Genomic DNA, 14629 nt, shown 5'->3' with positions numbered 1-14629 from the left:
TCGGCTACAGCTCCAGTCCGGGTGTCGTGGCCAGGGATTCGAGAACCTCGTAGGGGAGTGGGGTCGCGGGGGAGACGGTGGTCGAGCTGACCGAGACCTGCGTGCCCGACGGCCGCGTCAGCGTCACGTAACGACCGGCCTCGTCGACGGCGGGCACTCCGGGCCCGGAGGCCGCCGTGGTGTACCCGTCCTGCCGCTCCAGCACCGAACCGTCGGGCAGTCGGGTGGCCTTCGCGGCCTGCGGGTCGTAGGACGGGTCGTACTTGTCGGGTTCGGCCGGAATGCTGTGGCCGCCCTCGATCGAGATTTTCAGGGTGCCCTCCGATCCCGGGGTGGTGACGTCGACGCTCTCGCACACCGAGTTGTCGCTGTATTCGGCCAGTTGCAGGGACCCGAGTGGTTTCGACAGCGCGATGGTCCGATCACGCCAGGCGGCGTCGAGGACGGAATTGAGCCGGTCCAGATCGTCGCGGGTCAATGCCGATCCCTCGTCCTCGGAGCCGATCCCGGAACCGCAGGCAGTCGGGGGAGGCGGGGTGCCCGGTGGAACGGGTGTGCTCACCCGCAGTTCGGGGCGCAGCACGATGGTGGTGAGATCGTCGAGCGTGAGCGGGACAGTTCCGCTGTGCTTGCCGACCGGGTCGGCCTCGGTGAAATTCTCGTCGGTCGCGTTGGCGTGGATCCAGGTGCCGTCCGGGAAGTAGCCGGCGACACTCCGGGACAGTGTGCGGCGGCCGTTGTACTCAGTCCACGTGTCGTCCGCATCCAGAACCGTGCCGTCGGGCAGCGTGGTGCGGCGGTCGAGTTCCCCGGCCACGCACGGCGGAACCGGCTTGTCCGCCTTGCTGACCGACATCCACAGCGAACCGGGAACCGAGTCCCGGACCAGGGGTCCCCGGGCGCTGGTGACGCCGCCGAAATCGTCCTCGAAGTCCGGTACCTCGGCCTGGTCGTACACCGGAATCGGTTCGAACAGCAGCGACTCCGTCGGACTGACGAAGGGGATCTCCACGTCCTCGGGCAGCGCGTCGAGGACCGCCGCGGTCATCGACGACGCCTTCAGCGCCGAGAACCACGGGTAGCGCGGGTTGTCGTAACTCTGTTCCCCGAAAATGGTGACGCCGAAAGTCTCTCCCTCGGAGGGTGGTTCCACCGCCGCGCACCCGGGAATGTCGACGGGGTACTCGACCGCCGGCGTGACGTACGACGGAACCGCGGCAGCGTCCTCGACGGTGGCCGGGCCGGATCCGGAATCGAGCAGTCCCGCGACGATCACCCCGCTCGCCATGATCGACACCACGACCAGGCCCGTCGTCCAGCGGTCCTTGCGCCTGTCCACCCCGTCGCTCACGTGACCCACCCCTGTCGCAGGCGCTCACTCCGAACGAAGGAGCATCCGAAGTCCTATTCGTCACGATTGTGAGGAGTGTTACGCCCGTGAGTGGTTGACGAGTCCCTGGACTCGTTAACCGCGCACGGGCGCGGAGCGCCTACGGCTCCTCGGGGTTGTTGAACAGTCCCATCTGCTCGGGCCGCGGTGTGGTGTCGGGAGCGTTCTCCGGCGGCGGCAGTACGACGGTCCGGAGGGCGTTGCGCAGTGTGCGGACGACGCGCTCCCAGTGCTCGACCGACGCGTCGTCCGTGTCCCGCAGTCGGGACACCCACGCGGTGCCGGTGTCGAGGAGTGCGAGGATCCGGTCGCGGTCGTGACCGCACACGTCGGCGACGACGGCCGGATCGGTGTCGCCACCGCACCCGGGATCGAGATGGAACAGCGTCTGGAGTTCCTTCGGCAGTTCGGTCGCCGAAGTCCCGTTCCCGGTGCGGGGCGCCGACACTGGTTCGGTGTCCTCGTCGGGGCCGGAGTCCCGGTTGAAGAACAGTTCGCCGCCGAACCGCGCCGCGAAGTCGCTGTCGACGGTGCGCAGGAAATCGGCGAACGACTTGCAGCTGTCCGTGAGGTGCTGGGGGACGAACGGGTTGCCCGACACCTCCAGGAACGCCGACAACCGGTCGTCGACCAGCACGAACTTGATCCGCGACCAGGTGCGGTTGAGGTCGGCGGTGACCTCGGCCGCCCGGGTGCGGTCGCTGATGTCGTGCACCAGCGGCGCGAACAGTTGCACGTCGACGCTGTCGGCGAGCGGCCCGACGAACAGGATGGTGTTGCCCATCCGGATCGGGACGTCGCCGTCGGGGTCGCGTTCGGGCAGCAGCCCGAGCATCGGCACCAACGAGAGCGTGATCAGCTCGTGCAGGTGTTCGACGTCGCGCGGAACGACGGCGGCCGCGGGGTCGAGTTGCGCGACCAGCGGCGGCCGCACCGCAACGGGGTCGAACGTCGCCGCGGGGTCGGTGCTCGACGTCTCGGTGCTCAGGAACGCGGGATGCGTGATTCCCCAGACGTCGCGGAACGCGGCCACCGCCATCGCGGCCAGCTGATCCGACCACGACAGTTTCTTGTCCACGTAGAACGCGGGGGAGCCGTCGTCGGGTTCGTCGTCCGGGCCGCGGGTCGGACGGTTCCAGCCCAGTTCGGTGAGGTACGTCTGCTCGGCCTCGGTCAGCGCGCGGTCGGGGTGCAGGTAGTGGTTCGACGGCACCTCGCAGCGCACCGTGTCGCCGTCCCACACCACGAACTGGATGCACGGCATCAGCCCCTGGGTTACGTCGAGCTCCTCGAATCCCGATTCGAGCACCAGAAGGTCCTCGTCCTGCATCGCCGCCAGATAGTCCGCGAGGCGCCGCTGGAACTCCGCCCAGTCGCGGTTCACGCTCGAATCCAGATCGAAGTCCTGCATGTCAGCTCCGTCCGGGTCGGCCACAGGTCACCTACTTCCGCTGTATACGGTAGCGGCGATCGCCGACACCGCAGCGCAGCAGGGGGTGCGGCGCTCAGACGGGGTGACCGGCCGCGATCGGTCCGGTCAGCTGGGTGACGGCGTCGAGGAGGTCCCACGACGTGCCCGGTTCCACCGCGACCGCGGTGTCGCCCCACACGAGGTATCTTCCGTCGCCGTCGATGTCGCGCCACGCCAGACCGCCGACGGGGCGCGGCGAGTGCCGCGCGCCGCGGACGACGGTGACGACCCCCTGGCCCGTCGACGGGCGGTCGAGGATCCGGGCGACCTCCGCCTGCCGGTGCGCGGCGGCCGCCCGGTCGACCACGATGCCGCGTTGCCTGCCCGCGTCGGTGTCGGGAAGCTGCGCGATCAGCTGCCGCCCGACGTCGTACGGTTCACAGCTGCGGATCACCACCTCGCCGCCCGGATGCTGCACCGCCGCGATCCCGTGCCCGCGCGCGAGCGCCCCGATCAGGCGGATCGGCGTGGCGCCCTCCGACCCGGAGACTTCGATCCGGAGGTCGGGTTCGGCGAGCACCAGCAGCGCCGACGCGAGCGGGTCGTGTTCCGGTCCGGAGAAGGCGGCGCGGATCCGGCGCTGCTCGGCCTCGTACTCGTCGGCGGTGGCCAGCGCACTCGTGACCGTGAACGGATACGGAATGCGGTCCTGGCCGGTCCGCGCCCACGACGCCGAGAACTGCGGACCGCTCAACACCCAGTGCCCCACGACTATTCGCCGATCACCGCGGGCGTGACGAGGGGCAGTTTCCCGACGAGTTCGCTTTCCTCGTCGATGCTTTCGAGGTAGGTCGGCGGTTCCTCCTCGTCCTCGCTTTCGGCGGGCAGGGCCACACTGCCGGGCCGTTCGGGGGCGGGCGCCCGGTGCGCGGCCACGATGCCGTGCGCGTACTGCGCCACCCCGCTGCCGACGGCCCCGGCCAGCGCCGCACCGGGGATCGAACCGGGAGCGGCCTGCGCGGCCTGCGGCGGGACCTGGTCACTCTCGCGGGGCCCGGAGTCCGCGCTGGGTTCCGATTCGGGTTCGGCCACCTGCTGATCGCTGGGTATGCCGTGCACGCCGTTCGGTCCGATGTCGAAGCCCGCCGGCTGCGCGTGGGCCGTCGCCGCAGCGTGCGTCGCGGCAAGACCCTCGGTGGGGAGTCGCTCGTCGGCAACCCGATGCGCCGACGCGTACAGGGTGTCCATGGCGGCCTTCGCGTCCTGTTCCGCGGCGTCGGCGTCGGCTTCCGCGGTCCAGTTGCCGGGTAGAACCCGGGTCCAGTCGGCCGGGTGGTCCCGGGGCGGGCCGACTGCGCCGCGCACCGCTTCGCCGCCGGCGCTCGCGTGCCGCAGCGCATCCCCCACGTCGGTGAACCGGCCGCCGATCTGCCCGGCCCGGGCGGCGTAGTCGTCGAGTGCCGACACCACCGCCGTCGCCGACTGTGCGTGCCAGCCGGCGCCGACCGCGGCCCGCGTCGCGTCGTGGAACGCGGTGACCGACTCCTGGAATCGCCTACCGAGGTCGTCCCAGGACGCGGCGACCGCCTCGGACTCGGCGGGTCTCAGCGCGTCAACAGCGCTACTGATGGCGCGGTGATCCCAGACGCCCGATCGAAAATTCTCCCCGCCGTTCATCCCCGACCTCCGCTGCTGGACACTCTCGGTCCCGGAGTGGACCCCCCAATCCGGCGGGAAGCCACCTTACCGACTCCCACATCCGACTTGTCACCGCTCCTCGACTCCGAGAGGCTCGAGACCATGCACGCGTTCTCGCCCGCAGCGTCCACGACGCGCACCGGCCGGTCACCCACCCTCGCCATCGGAGCGACCGCGTTCGCGTTCCTCGTCACGATGATGGGAACGACACTGCCCACCCCGCTGTATTCGATCTATGCGCAGGAACTGGCGTTCAGCCCCCTCACCGTCACGATCCTGTTCGCCGTGTACGCGGTCGGGGTCGTGGCCGCGCTCGCCGTGTTCGGGCGGCTGTCCGACGACGTCGGCCGGCGCCCGGTGCTCTTTTTCGCTGTCGCCCTCGCCGCGGTCAGCGCCGTGCTGTTCCTGCTGCCGTCGACGCTTCCCGTGTTCGTGGTGGCCCGGGTGATCTCCGGCCTGTCCGCAGGCCTCATGACCGGCACGGGCACCGCCGCGGTGATCGACCTGTTCCCACCCGATCGGAAGGCGGTCGGCGGAATGCTCGCGGTCGCGGTGAACACCGGCGGCCTCGGATTGGGCACTCTCAGCGCGGGGGTGATCGCCGACGTCACGTCGAGTCCGCTGACCATTCCGTACGCGGTGAACCTCGTGCTCGCCGCCGTCGCCGTCGCCGGGCTGTGGATCTTCGCGCCGGCGCCGGCCACCCGGCCGACGTGGCGCATCCGGCCCCGCCGCCTGCGGGTTCCGGCGTCGATCCGCGGCGCCTTCGTCACCGCGGTGCTCGCGGCCGGAACGGCGTTCGCGGTGACCGGCGTCCTCACCGCCGTGTCGGCGCTGTTCCTGACGAGATACCTGGGGACGACGAACCACTCCACGGCCGGGCTCGTCGTGTTCCTGACGTTCCTGTTCATGGCCGCCGGCCAACTCCTCGCACGCCGGATGTCGACGGCCATCGCGATGCTCGCCGGGTGCCTCGGATTGATCCCCGCCGCCGGGCTGCTGGCGCTCGCGCTGGCGAACATCGTGCTCGCGCCGCTGCTCGCGTCCGCGGTGGTGCTCGGCGTCGCCGGAGGACTGTGCCTCAACGCGTCGCTCGCCACCACCGTGGAACGGGTCGAACCGCAACTCCGCGGCGGAGTGTCCTCGGCATTCTTCGCCGGGATCTACGTGATGCTGGCCGTTCCCGCGGTCGGTGTCGGTGTGCTCGCGCGGTTCACCGACCTACGGGCCGCCGGGATCGTCTTCAGCGCGCTGGTCGCCGCGCTGGGTGCCGGGGTGGCCGTCGCGCAACTGATCGCGCGCAGACGGGCCTGAGCGTCAGCCTCGTGGCCTGGTGGTGACCGGCGGGATCGTGATCACCGGACGCGTCGTCGTCGTGGTGGTGGTGGTCGGCGGCACGGCGGCCTGCGGCGGAACAGTCGCCTCGGTCGTCGTGACGACCGGGGGCCGGGTCACGGGCGTGGTGACCGGGGCGAGGCTGATCGTCGGTGGAGGCGGAGGGGGAGGCGGAGGCGGCGCGAGCGTCGTCCGGACCGTCGGCGGAGGAGGCGGTGCGGGGGTCGTCGAGGGCGCGGGCGGCGGCCCGGTGGTCACCGGCGCCGGTTCGGTGGGGAGCGTGACGACCCGCGGGGTGGTCAGCTCCGCCATCTGCCACGTGGGGGTCGGCGGGACGAACACCTGGAACGTCGCCGGTTCGGCGCTGTACGGTCCCGCGGCCTGCAAACCCTCCGACGACAGCGGTGGTGGCACGACTGCCGGTCCGTGACTGCCGAACGCGCCGCCCGCGGCGCCGATCATCAGCCCGGAGACCGCCGAAACGGTGGCAATCGCAAGCGCCCCGATCGCTACAGTCCTGTCGTCCATGCTTTACCCGTCGTCGGCGTGCAAATGCGTCCACCATAGAGGGCGTTGCCCCCGGCTGGTGCACGTGTCGGCAGACGAGTCGCCCGGGAGGGGTTCGCTCGAAGGTTGCCAGGCGGCTGTCGGGGTTCGGCGCACGCTGACGAGAACCCTTGCCCGGATGAGGTCGCGAGCCGACGATCGAGCGGTGTCCATACCGCTCCGACCGGGGGTAACGATGTCTCTGCTCGACAGATTGTTCCGCCGCCGCCCGCTGTCCGAACGAGCCGGGGCGGCCGTCGCCGCGTCGGCGATGCTGTTCGCGTCGTGAGCGCACTCGAGATCGTCGCCGACGTCCTAGTCCTCGGCGGCGGACCCGCCGCCACCTGGGCGGCACTGTCCGCTGCCCGGGAGGGTGCCCGGGTGGTGCTCGCCGACAAGGGGTACTGCGGAACCAGCGGTCCCACCGCGTCGGGTGGCAACAACCTGTGGAACGTCCCGCCCGGCCCCGCCCGCGAACGGTCGGTGCAAGCCCGCTTCGAGGACGGCGGCCGGCTGTCCGAACCGGCCTGGATGTACCGGGTGCTCGAGGAGACCCACCGCCGGGTGGACGAACTGGCCGATTCCGGCTACCGGTTTCCGTCCGGCGACGACGGCCGGGAGGTGCGCACCAGCCTGCAGGGGCCCGAGTACATGCGACGGATGCGCAGGCGCGTGCACCGGGCCGGGGTCACCATCCTCGACCACAGCCCCGCCTTGGAACTGCTCACCACCGGCGACGGCATCGTGTCCGGCGCCGCCGGTCTGCAACGGCAGAACGGGTACGCGCCGTGGTCGGTGCGCGCCGGGGCCGTGGTCGTGGCGACCGGCGGCTGCGCGTTCCTGTCGGGGAGTTTCGGAACGAACGTCGACACCGGCGACGGACTCCTGATGGCCGCCGAGGTCGGGGCGTCGTTCTCCGGCATGGAATTCTCCACCGCCTACGCGCTGGCGCCCGCGTGGAGCGGGCACACCAAGGGGTTGATGATGCAGTTTGCGACGTACTACGACGCGGACGGTCAGTCGCTCGGGGACGGCGGCTCCTCCGCACGCGGCGCGGCGATGGCGCACCTCGCCACCGGGCGCCCGGTGTACGCGCGGCTGGACCGGGCCCGGCCCGACATCCGCGCGGCCATGCGCACGTCGCAACCGAATTACTTTCTGCCGCTGGACAAGGCGGGCATCGACCCGTTCACCCAGAAATATCCCGTGCGGGCGGTGCTGGAGGGCACGGTGCGCGGAACCGGAGGCATCCGGATCACCGGCACCGACTGCGCCAGTGACGTTCCCGGCCTGTTCGCGGCCGGCGATGCCGCCACCCGCGAGTTGATCACCGGTGGCCGCAGCGGCGGAGGCAGCCACAACGGGGCCTGGGCGATCTCCTCGGGAACGTGGGCGGGCGTGGGTGCCGCCCGGTTCGCGCGGGGGCGTCGCGTCCCCGACGGAGTGCGCGGCGCGGGAACGGCCGGTCTGCGCGGCCCGTCCGCCCGGCGGCAGGCGTCGCGCGCCATCGTCGGACTGGTTCAGGAGCACACCCTGCCGCTGCGGCGCAGCTACCGGCGCAGCGCGGCGAGCCTGCAGGACAGCGTGACCGCGCTCGACGAAGCCTGGTCGGGTGCCGCCGATCTGCTCGGCGGGAGCGAACGGGAACTGCTGCAGGCACGTTCGGCCGCCGCGATGCTCGCCGCGGCCCGGTGGGCGACCCACTCGGCGCTGGCGCGGACCGAGACCCGGGGCATGCACGTGCGCACGGACCTGCCCGACACCAATCCGGCGCAGACGCGTCGCCTGTTGTCGGGCGGGCTCGACGAGGTGTGGGTGCGGCCGGAACACGGCACCGCCGAAAACAGGACGGTGGCGTCGTGATCGAGGTCGTCCTCGCCGACCGGTGCGTGCAGTGCGACATCTGCATCAAGGTCTGCCCGACGGACGTGTTCCGCCGGGGCGAGGACGGGGTTCCCGTCGTCGCGCATCAGGAGGACTGTCAGACGTGCTTCATGTGTGAGGCGAATTGTCCCACCGACGCGCTGTACGTCGCGCCGTTCGACACCCCGGTTCCCGAGGACTCGACCCACACCGACGCCGACGCGTTGGCGGAGTCCGGGGCGCTGGGCGCCTACCGCGCGGTGATCGGGTGGGGCGGCGGTCGCACGCCGGGTTCCACGCTCGACCGAAACCACCTGTTCGCACCCGTGAGTACTTCCTAACCGCCGGCGGTTAACAAGTACTCACGGGGGTGGCCCTGCGGATGAACCGGCCGATCTCGCGGATGGCGCGGGTGCCTTCGGGGAGCAGTCCGGCGGCGGCCTGGAAGACGTGCACCTGCCGCTCCCACACCTGCAGTTCGCACGGCACACCTGCCTGGGACAGCCGCTCGGACATCAGTTCCGCGTCGACGTACACCATTTCCTGCGAGCCGGTCTGGATCAGGGCAGGCGGCATGGAGGCGAGGGAGCCGTCCACGGGGGACGTGGACGGCTCGTGCCCGCCCCGGGTGTCCAGGCGTTCGATCAGCCTGGACAGGGCACCGACCGCGCGTGTGGGGAAGACGGCGCAGAGGTCGGCGTTGGGATGGGCCAGCTTGTTCACCGGGTCGAGGTCGGTGAGCGGCGACAGTGCGACGTCGGCGGCGGGACGCGGCAGCCCCTGACGCAGCGCTTCGAGCGTCACCATGAACGTGAGGAATCCGCCCGCCGAGTCGCCGGCGACGACGATGCGGTCCGAGGTGTAGCCGTGCGCGAGCAGCCATCGGTACCCGTCGACGCCGTCCTCGACGGCCGCCCGGATGGGGTTCCGCGGGATCATCCGGTACGCGACGTTCAGCGTCGACGCCTGGGACTCCGCCGAGATCCGGGACACCATCTGGCGGTGCGAGTTGATCCCGCAGCACAGGAACGCCCCGCCGTGGAGGTAGAGGATCGCCCGGTCGCCGAGCTCGCCCGGAGGCCGGATCCATTCGGCGCGGCAGTGCGGCAGCCGGACGGGCCTGCGCTGGGTTCCGCGGATGGGGCCGAGCGAGTACCCGAACAGGTCGACGACTCCGGTGGGCCACGGCAGTTCCGGGTAGCGCGCCCACCCGTCGAGGAACGGCCGGACCGTGCGGCGGAGGGTGTGGGCGAGGGCCGCCGACTGCAGGCTGGTTCCGGCGAACTCCCGCCGGGTCACCGGGAGCGGTGACGGGCAGAATTCGTAAGTCGCAGTGCTCATTGTCTGCCTCCGTTCCGGCCTCGGTGCCCTCCGACGTGCTGCCTTCAGGTTTGCCACCTCGGTGCGCCGTGTGGACTACATCGAAGTAGGTCGCACGGACGCTACGCCCGACGTAGCATCCAGGCGGAAGTCGTAATGGGATAGTGACCGAGCGGGGGTGAACGTCCAGGTGGGGATCATGCCGGTTACCGATTCGATATTCCTTCTCGGCGAATCGCGAGAGCATCCGATGCATGTCGGATCGCTCGAATTGTTCACACCGCCGGAGGATGCCGGTCCCGACTACGTGAAGTCGATGCACGAAACACTGCTGAAGCACACGGACGTCGACCCCACGTTCCGCAAGAAGCCGGCGGGCCCCGTCGGCAGTCTCGGGAACCTGTGGTGGGCCGACGAGTCGGACGTCGATCTCGAATACCACGTGCGTCATTCGGCCCTGCCGTCGCCGTACCGGGTCCGGGAATTGCTGACGCTGACGTCCCGGTTGCACGGCACCCTCCTGGACCGTCATCGCCCGCTGTGGGAGATGTATCTGATCGAGGGCCTCTCCGATGGCAGGTTCGCCATCTACACCAAGCTGCACCACTCGCTGATGGACGGGGTCTCCGGGCTGCGCCTGCTGATGCGGACGCTCTCGACCGACCCGGACGTGCGCGACGCGCCGCCGCCGTGGAACCTGCCGCGGTCGGCGTCGGCGAACGGAGTTGCCGCCCCCGACCTGTGGTCGGTGGTGAACGGGGTCCGTCGCACGGTCGGCGACGTGGCCGGTCTCGCGCCGGCGTCGCTGCGCATCGCCCGCACCGCGATGGGTCAGCACGACATGCGGTTTCCGTACGAGGCGCCCCGCACCATGCTCAACGTCCCGATCGGTGGCGCGCGCCGGTTCGCCGCGCAGTCCTGGCCGCTCGACCGGATCCATGCCGTGCGGAAGGCGGCCGGGGCCAGTGTCAACGACGTCGTGATGGCCATGTGCGCCGGGGCGTTGCGGGGTTACCTCGAGGAGCAGAACGCACTGCCGGACGAACCGCTGATCGCGATGGTTCCGGTGTCGCTGCGCGACGAGCAGAAGGCCGACGCCGGGGGCAACGCGGTGGGGGTGACCCTGTGCAACCTCGCGACGGACGTCGACGACCCGGCCGAACGCCTGACAGCGATCTCCGCGTCCATGTCGCAGGGGAAGGAATTGTTCGGCAGTCTCACCTCGCTTCAGGCGCTGGCGTGGTCCGCGGTCAACATGTCACCGATCGCCCTGACCCCGGTGCCGGGGTTCGTCCGCTTCACGCCGCCGCCGTTCAACGTGATCATCTCCAACGTCCCGGGACCGCGGAAGACCATGTACTGGAACGGGTCCCGGCTGGACGGCATCTACCCGACGTCGGTGGTGCTGGACGGGCAGGCGCTGAACATCACGCTCACCACCAACGGCGACAACCTCGATTTCGGTGTCATCGGGTGCCGCCGCTCGGTGCCGAGCCTGCAACGCATCCTGTACTACCTCGAGGCCGCGCTCGGCGAACTGGAAGCCGCCCTGCTCTGAGCCGCCGCGGGTTTCAGCGTCTGCCCGACTCCTGCTCGACGAGGGCCCGCCGTGATTCCTCGTGCAGCACGCCGAGCAGTTCGTGTTCGACGTCCGCGAATTCGGGTGACGTCATCATCGACAGTTCGCGGGGGCGGGGCAGACCCACCGTCACCTCGCGGCGCACGGTGGCGGGCCGGGCGGACAGCACGACCACCCGGTCCGACAGGTAGACGGCCTCCCGGATGTCGTGGGTGATCATCAGGACGGTCCAGCGGTAGCGCTGCCACACGTCCTGCAACCAGGTCTGCATCTCGGTGCGGGTCAACGAATCCAGGGCGCCGAACGGCTCGTCGAGCAGCAGCACCGGACGGTCCTGGACGACGGTCCGCAGCATCGCGGCGCGTTGCCGCATCCCGCCGGACAGCTGGCTGGGGCGGGCGTCCTCGAACCCGCCGAGACCGAAGACGGAGAACAGTTCCCGGGCTTTCTCCCGCGCCTGCTTCCGGGGCACGCCCTGCACCTCCAGCCCGAGGGTGGTGTTGTCGAGGACGCTGCGCCACGGGAACAGCAGGTCCTTCTGCGGCATGTATGCGCATTTCGACGGGCCACTGCCCGCGGGACGCACGGACTCGCCGCCGATCGTGACGGTGCCGGTGTCCGGTTGGTCGAGTCCGGCGAGCATGGCGAACGCGGTGCTCTTCCCGCACCCGCTGGGGCCGATCACCGACACGAACTCGCCCGGTTCGACGGTGAACGAGACGTTGTCGAGGACGGGACGGATGCCGCCGCGGACGGGGAATCCCTTGCTCAGTCCGGACAGTGCGACGCGCGCGGTCTCACTCATGCCGGGCCCTTTCGTTCTTGATCCAAGGGGCGACGACGCGTTCGACCGCGAACGTGAGCAGGTAGAGGCTGACGCTGATCACGGCGGTCACGAGCACCGCCGCCAGCACGAGGTCGGTGCGGAAGGAGTTCTTCTGCGTGGCCATGTAGATGCCGAGACCGGACGTGGCCCCGACGTATTCGGCGAACACGGCGCCCACCACGGCGTACGTGATGCCGATGCGCAGGGCGGTGAAGAACCGGGGGATCGCCGACGGCAGACGCACGTAGCGGAACTCCTGCCACCGGGAGGCACCCATGCTGCGCAACAGCGCACCCGCTTCCCGGTCGGCGGCGGCGAAACCCTCGATCAGGCCGATCGTCATCGGGAAGAACGTGGCGAGGGCGATCACGAGGACCTTCGGCAGCAGACCGAATCCGAACCAGATGATCATCAACGGCGCGATCGCGATGATCGGCAGCGTCTGCGACACGACGAACAGCGGAACGAATGCGCGTCGCAGCCACGGCGAGAAGTCCACGAGCACGGCGAGAGCCCACGCGCAGAGCAGGGACACGGCGAACCCGATCAGCGTCACCTGCAGTGTCGCGGAGGCGTGACCGGAGATGGCGTCCCGCGCCCGCCAGCCCTGCTGCACGACCCGCAGCGGCGACGGCAGCACCTGCGGCCGGATACCGCTGACCGTCACGTACACCTGCCACGCGACGACGAGCAGTGCCACGACCACGACCGCAGGCAGCACCCGCCGCAGCAGCGGGGACGTGCCCGGGGCCGGGGTCCGGACGGTCGGGTCAGGGCTGAGCGAGGTACTCATTGGTGAAATACGTCGACCAGTCGGGTTCCGTGGTCAGCGGTGCCCCGTCGGGGCCGGTGAGCAGGCCGTGCTGGAACAGGAAACCGGAGTACCCCGCCCACTGCTCGGCCGTCTGGGTCCCGACCTTTCCGGAAGCGTCCTTCATGTACTCGGAGGACAGCATCTGCTGGCTCTCCCGCACGAGGGACTCGTCCGTGAACGCGCCGGGATTGGCGTCGATCAACATCTGCGCGGCCTCGTCCGGCCGGTCGGCGGCGAACTGGTAGCCGCGCTGCAGGGCCTGGACGAACTTGCGGGCCTGCTCGGGATGCTCGTCCATCCACTGCTCGTTGCCCTCGATGACGAGTGCGTACGCGTCCGGGAAGCCGTAGTCGGTGTAGTGGAAGTAGCGCATCGGGGTGCCCCGGTGCTCGGCCTCGATGCCCTCCCAGCCGAAGAACGACACGGTGAAGTCGGCGGTGCCGGAGTACACGGCCTCGTAGGCCGACGTGCCGAGCGTGACGGTGGTGAATTCGCCCTTGCCGCCGTCGTTCCGGATGATCTGCTTCAGGGTCTCCTCGCCGTCGGGGTCCGCGAAACCGGCGTAGATCTTGCCGTCGAGATCCCGGGGGCGGGTGATGTCGGCGCGATCCGCCTTCACCGCGATACCCGTCGCCCAGTGCTGCAGCGGGGCCATGACCGACGTGGTCTGGGCGCCCGCGGCCTTCGAGAACGTCGCGGAACTCTGGAAGCTCACGCCGAACTCCGCGTTGCCGGCGTCGACGAGGGTGTCGGGTGAGGTGTCGTTGTACGGCAGCACCTGCACGTCGAGTCCGGCGTCCGCGAACCAGCCCTCCTGCTGGGCGACGAACAGGCCGGTGTGGTTGGTGTTCGGCGTCCAGTCGAGTGCGAACCGGATGGTGTCGTCGGACTGCGAGTTTCCGGCGCAGCCGGTGAGCATCGACAGGGCCGAGACGAGGATGACGGCTGCGGTGGCCGCGCGCTTGGTACGGGAGAAGAGAGTCACGACGCCGGCCATTCCTGCTTGTTGAGTGCTGTGTCCCAGAACATGAGTTCGTAGCGGCTGGCGATCGTGAACGCCTCCACCATCTCTTCGCGCTGGGCTTCGGTCGCGGCGTCCGCGGCGGCGTCCACGAGTTCGCGGGCCTTCGCGACGGCGGCGTGGAACTCCTCCGCGTCGTACGTGGTCACCCACTGTGCGTACGGGTGCGACGGATCGGCAGCCAGCACGTCCCGGGCGCTCGCCGCGAGCCTGCGTCCCACGTCCGCGTAGATCCAGAAACACGGCAGCACCGCGGCGGCGGACACCGCGTACGGCTCGGTGGCGGCGACCGCCGTCAGGTAGGAGATGTACCCGAGGCAGGCCTGCGAATGCTGCGGTTCGGCGTCCGACGCGGGGAGCCGTCCGCTGGTCAGCAGGTTCTGGTGCAACGTCGCCTCGACCGTCGCGGCCTCGGCCGCCGAGCCTGCCCAGAAGCCGGCCTCGACGGGGCCCGGCGCATGCGCGGCGACCAGGGACAGGGCCTTCGCGTACCCGGTCAGATACAGGAAATCCTGCTCGATATACGTGCGGAACACGTCCAGCGGCAGCGTTCCGTCGCCGAGGCGGCGCAGGAACTCGAGTTCGTCGATCGCCTCGCGCAGCACCTTGGTCCGGTCCCACAAGTGGTCCGTGAATCGGGCGTGCCGGCCTGCGCCCGCAGCACCTTGGACAGAGCTATTCACAACGTTGACATCCCTTCGTCAGCATTACCTGAGCAGGTTCCCGGGTGTGTTCTCAGCCCCGCCCGTGCGGAGCACCCCGTGTCAGAACAAGCCGACCCTAGCACCGGCCGTGCCGCGAACGGAAAGGCCCCGGGTGGGTGGAC

The 14629-nt window shown here is 70.1% G+C and carries 14 protein-coding genes and 1 riboswitch; of the genes, 5 read left to right on the top strand and 9 right to left on the bottom strand.

The window, feature by feature from the left end:
• Positions 1 to 4: 4 nt before the first annotated feature.
• The 4 genes from ACFU5V_RS39355 to ACFU5V_RS39340 form a co-directional block, all read right to left on the bottom strand.
• Positions 5 to 1351 (bottom strand): hypothetical protein, encoded by a 1347-nt coding sequence (locus ACFU5V_RS39355; protein ID WP_378706393.1) that lies wholly within the window; start codon positions 1349 to 1351, stop codon positions 5 to 7.
• A gap of 139 nt (positions 1352 to 1490) precedes the next feature.
• The gene (locus ACFU5V_RS39350; protein WP_378706391.1) at positions 1491 to 2825 is read right to left on the bottom strand and encodes a hypothetical protein; all 1335 of its coding nucleotides are present in this window, start codon (positions 2823 to 2825) and stop codon (positions 1491 to 1493) included.
• Positions 2826 to 2895: 70 nt separating this feature from the next.
• Positions 2896 to 3558, bottom strand: coding sequence for an ESX secretion-associated protein EspG (locus ACFU5V_RS39345; RefSeq protein WP_378706389.1), 663 nt, complete (start codon positions 3556 to 3558; stop codon positions 2896 to 2898).
• A gap of 14 nt (positions 3559 to 3572) precedes the next feature.
• On the bottom strand, positions 3573 to 4478 hold the full coding sequence (locus ACFU5V_RS39340; protein ID WP_378706387.1) for a hypothetical protein: 906 nt from the start codon (positions 4476 to 4478) through the stop codon (positions 3573 to 3575).
• A 123-nt stretch (positions 4479 to 4601) separates the two neighbouring features.
• Here ACFU5V_RS39340 and ACFU5V_RS39335 point away from each other — a divergent pair, with 123 nt between their 5' ends.
• The 4 genes from ACFU5V_RS39335 (at position 4602) to ACFU5V_RS39320 (ending at position 8584) form a co-directional block, all read left to right on the top strand.
• Positions 4602 to 5813, top strand: a complete 1212-nt coding sequence (locus tag ACFU5V_RS39335) for an MFS transporter (RefSeq protein WP_378706385.1) — start codon at positions 4602 to 4604, stop codon at positions 5811 to 5813.
• Between the two features lie 19 nt (positions 5814 to 5832).
• Positions 5833 to 6264 (top strand): hypothetical protein, encoded by a 432-nt coding sequence (locus tag ACFU5V_RS39330; protein WP_378706383.1) that lies wholly within the window; start codon positions 5833 to 5835, stop codon positions 6262 to 6264.
• A 401-nt stretch (positions 6265 to 6665) separates the two neighbouring features.
• Positions 6666 to 8243: an FAD-binding protein gene (locus tag ACFU5V_RS39325; RefSeq protein WP_378706381.1), complete on the top strand. Its 1578-nt coding sequence runs from the start codon at positions 6666 to 6668 to the stop codon at positions 8241 to 8243.
• On the top strand, positions 8240 to 8584 hold the full coding sequence (locus tag ACFU5V_RS39320; protein ID WP_095865769.1) for a ferredoxin family protein: 345 nt from the start codon (positions 8240 to 8242) through the stop codon (positions 8582 to 8584). The genes ACFU5V_RS39325 and ACFU5V_RS39320 overlap by 4 nt, the downstream gene beginning before the upstream one ends.
• Before the next feature lie 10 nt (positions 8585 to 8594).
• Here ACFU5V_RS39320 and ACFU5V_RS39315 read toward each other — a convergent pair whose 3' ends face one another.
• Positions 8595 to 9584: an alpha/beta hydrolase gene (locus tag ACFU5V_RS39315; protein WP_378706379.1), complete on the bottom strand. Its 990-nt coding sequence runs from the start codon at positions 9582 to 9584 to the stop codon at positions 8595 to 8597.
• Positions 9585 to 9762: 178 nt separating this feature from the next.
• Here ACFU5V_RS39315 and ACFU5V_RS39310 point away from each other — a divergent pair, with 178 nt between their 5' ends.
• Complete coding sequence (locus ACFU5V_RS39310; protein WP_378706377.1) at positions 9763 to 11121, top strand: wax ester/triacylglycerol synthase family O-acyltransferase; 1359 nt, start codon at positions 9763 to 9765, stop codon at positions 11119 to 11121.
• A 13-nt stretch (positions 11122 to 11134) separates the two neighbouring features.
• Here the strand turns inward: ACFU5V_RS39310 and ACFU5V_RS39305 are convergent, their stop codons facing one another.
• The 4 genes from ACFU5V_RS39305 to ACFU5V_RS39290 form a co-directional block, all read right to left on the bottom strand.
• Positions 11135 to 11947 (bottom strand): ABC transporter ATP-binding protein, encoded by an 813-nt coding sequence (locus tag ACFU5V_RS39305; RefSeq protein WP_378706375.1) that lies wholly within the window; start codon positions 11945 to 11947, stop codon positions 11135 to 11137.
• Positions 11940 to 12761, bottom strand: coding sequence for an ABC transporter permease (locus ACFU5V_RS39300; protein ID WP_276139944.1), 822 nt, complete (start codon positions 12759 to 12761; stop codon positions 11940 to 11942). The genes ACFU5V_RS39305 and ACFU5V_RS39300 overlap by 8 nt, the downstream gene beginning before the upstream one ends.
• The gene (locus ACFU5V_RS39295; protein WP_378706373.1) at positions 12739 to 13779 is read right to left on the bottom strand and encodes an ABC transporter substrate-binding protein; all 1041 of its coding nucleotides are present in this window, start codon (positions 13777 to 13779) and stop codon (positions 12739 to 12741) included. Before ACFU5V_RS39295 ends, ACFU5V_RS39300 begins: the two co-directional genes overlap by 23 nt.
• Positions 13764 to 14486, bottom strand: coding sequence for a TenA family protein (locus ACFU5V_RS39290; RefSeq protein WP_378706371.1), 723 nt, complete (start codon positions 14484 to 14486; stop codon positions 13764 to 13766). The genes ACFU5V_RS39295 and ACFU5V_RS39290 overlap by 16 nt, the downstream gene beginning before the upstream one ends.
• Positions 14480 to 14575: riboswitch (TPP riboswitch) on the bottom strand. It overlaps the preceding gene by 7 nt.
• Positions 14576 to 14629: the final 54 nt, after the last annotated feature.

This window comes from Rhodococcus sp. NPDC057529 (assembly GCF_042802055.1).
Lineage (GTDB): Bacteria > Actinomycetota > Actinomycetes > Mycobacteriales > Mycobacteriaceae > Rhodococcus_F.
Note: the sequence above shows the minus strand (reverse complement) of the source record. Positions and strands in the feature narration are given on the sequence as shown.

Bases quoted from the DNA above. Each gene is read 5' to 3' on its own strand.
- ACFU5V_RS39340 (WP_378706387.1), bottom strand. From the start codon at position 4,478: ATGAACGGCGGGGAGAATTTTCGATCGGGCGTCTGGGATCACCGCGCC.
- ACFU5V_RS39335 (WP_378706385.1), top strand. From the start codon at position 4,602: ATGCACGCGTTCTCGCCCGCAGCGTCCACGACGCGCACCGGCCGGTCA.
- ACFU5V_RS39315 (WP_378706379.1), bottom strand. From the start codon at position 9,584: ATGAGCACTGCGACTTACGAATTCTGCCCGTCACCGCTCCCGGTGACC.
- ACFU5V_RS39310 (WP_378706377.1), top strand. From the start codon at position 9,763: ATGCCGGTTACCGATTCGATATTCCTTCTCGGCGAATCGCGAGAGCAT.
- ACFU5V_RS39305 (WP_378706375.1), bottom strand. From the start codon at position 11,947: ATGAGTGAGACCGCGCGCGTCGCACTGTCCGGACTGAGCAAGGGATTC.
- ACFU5V_RS39300 (WP_276139944.1), bottom strand. From the start codon at position 12,761: ATGAGTACCTCGCTCAGCCCTGACCCGACCGTCCGGACCCCGGCCCCG.
- ACFU5V_RS39295 (WP_378706373.1), bottom strand. From the start codon at position 13,779: ATGGCCGGCGTCGTGACTCTCTTCTCCCGTACCAAGCGCGCGGCCACC.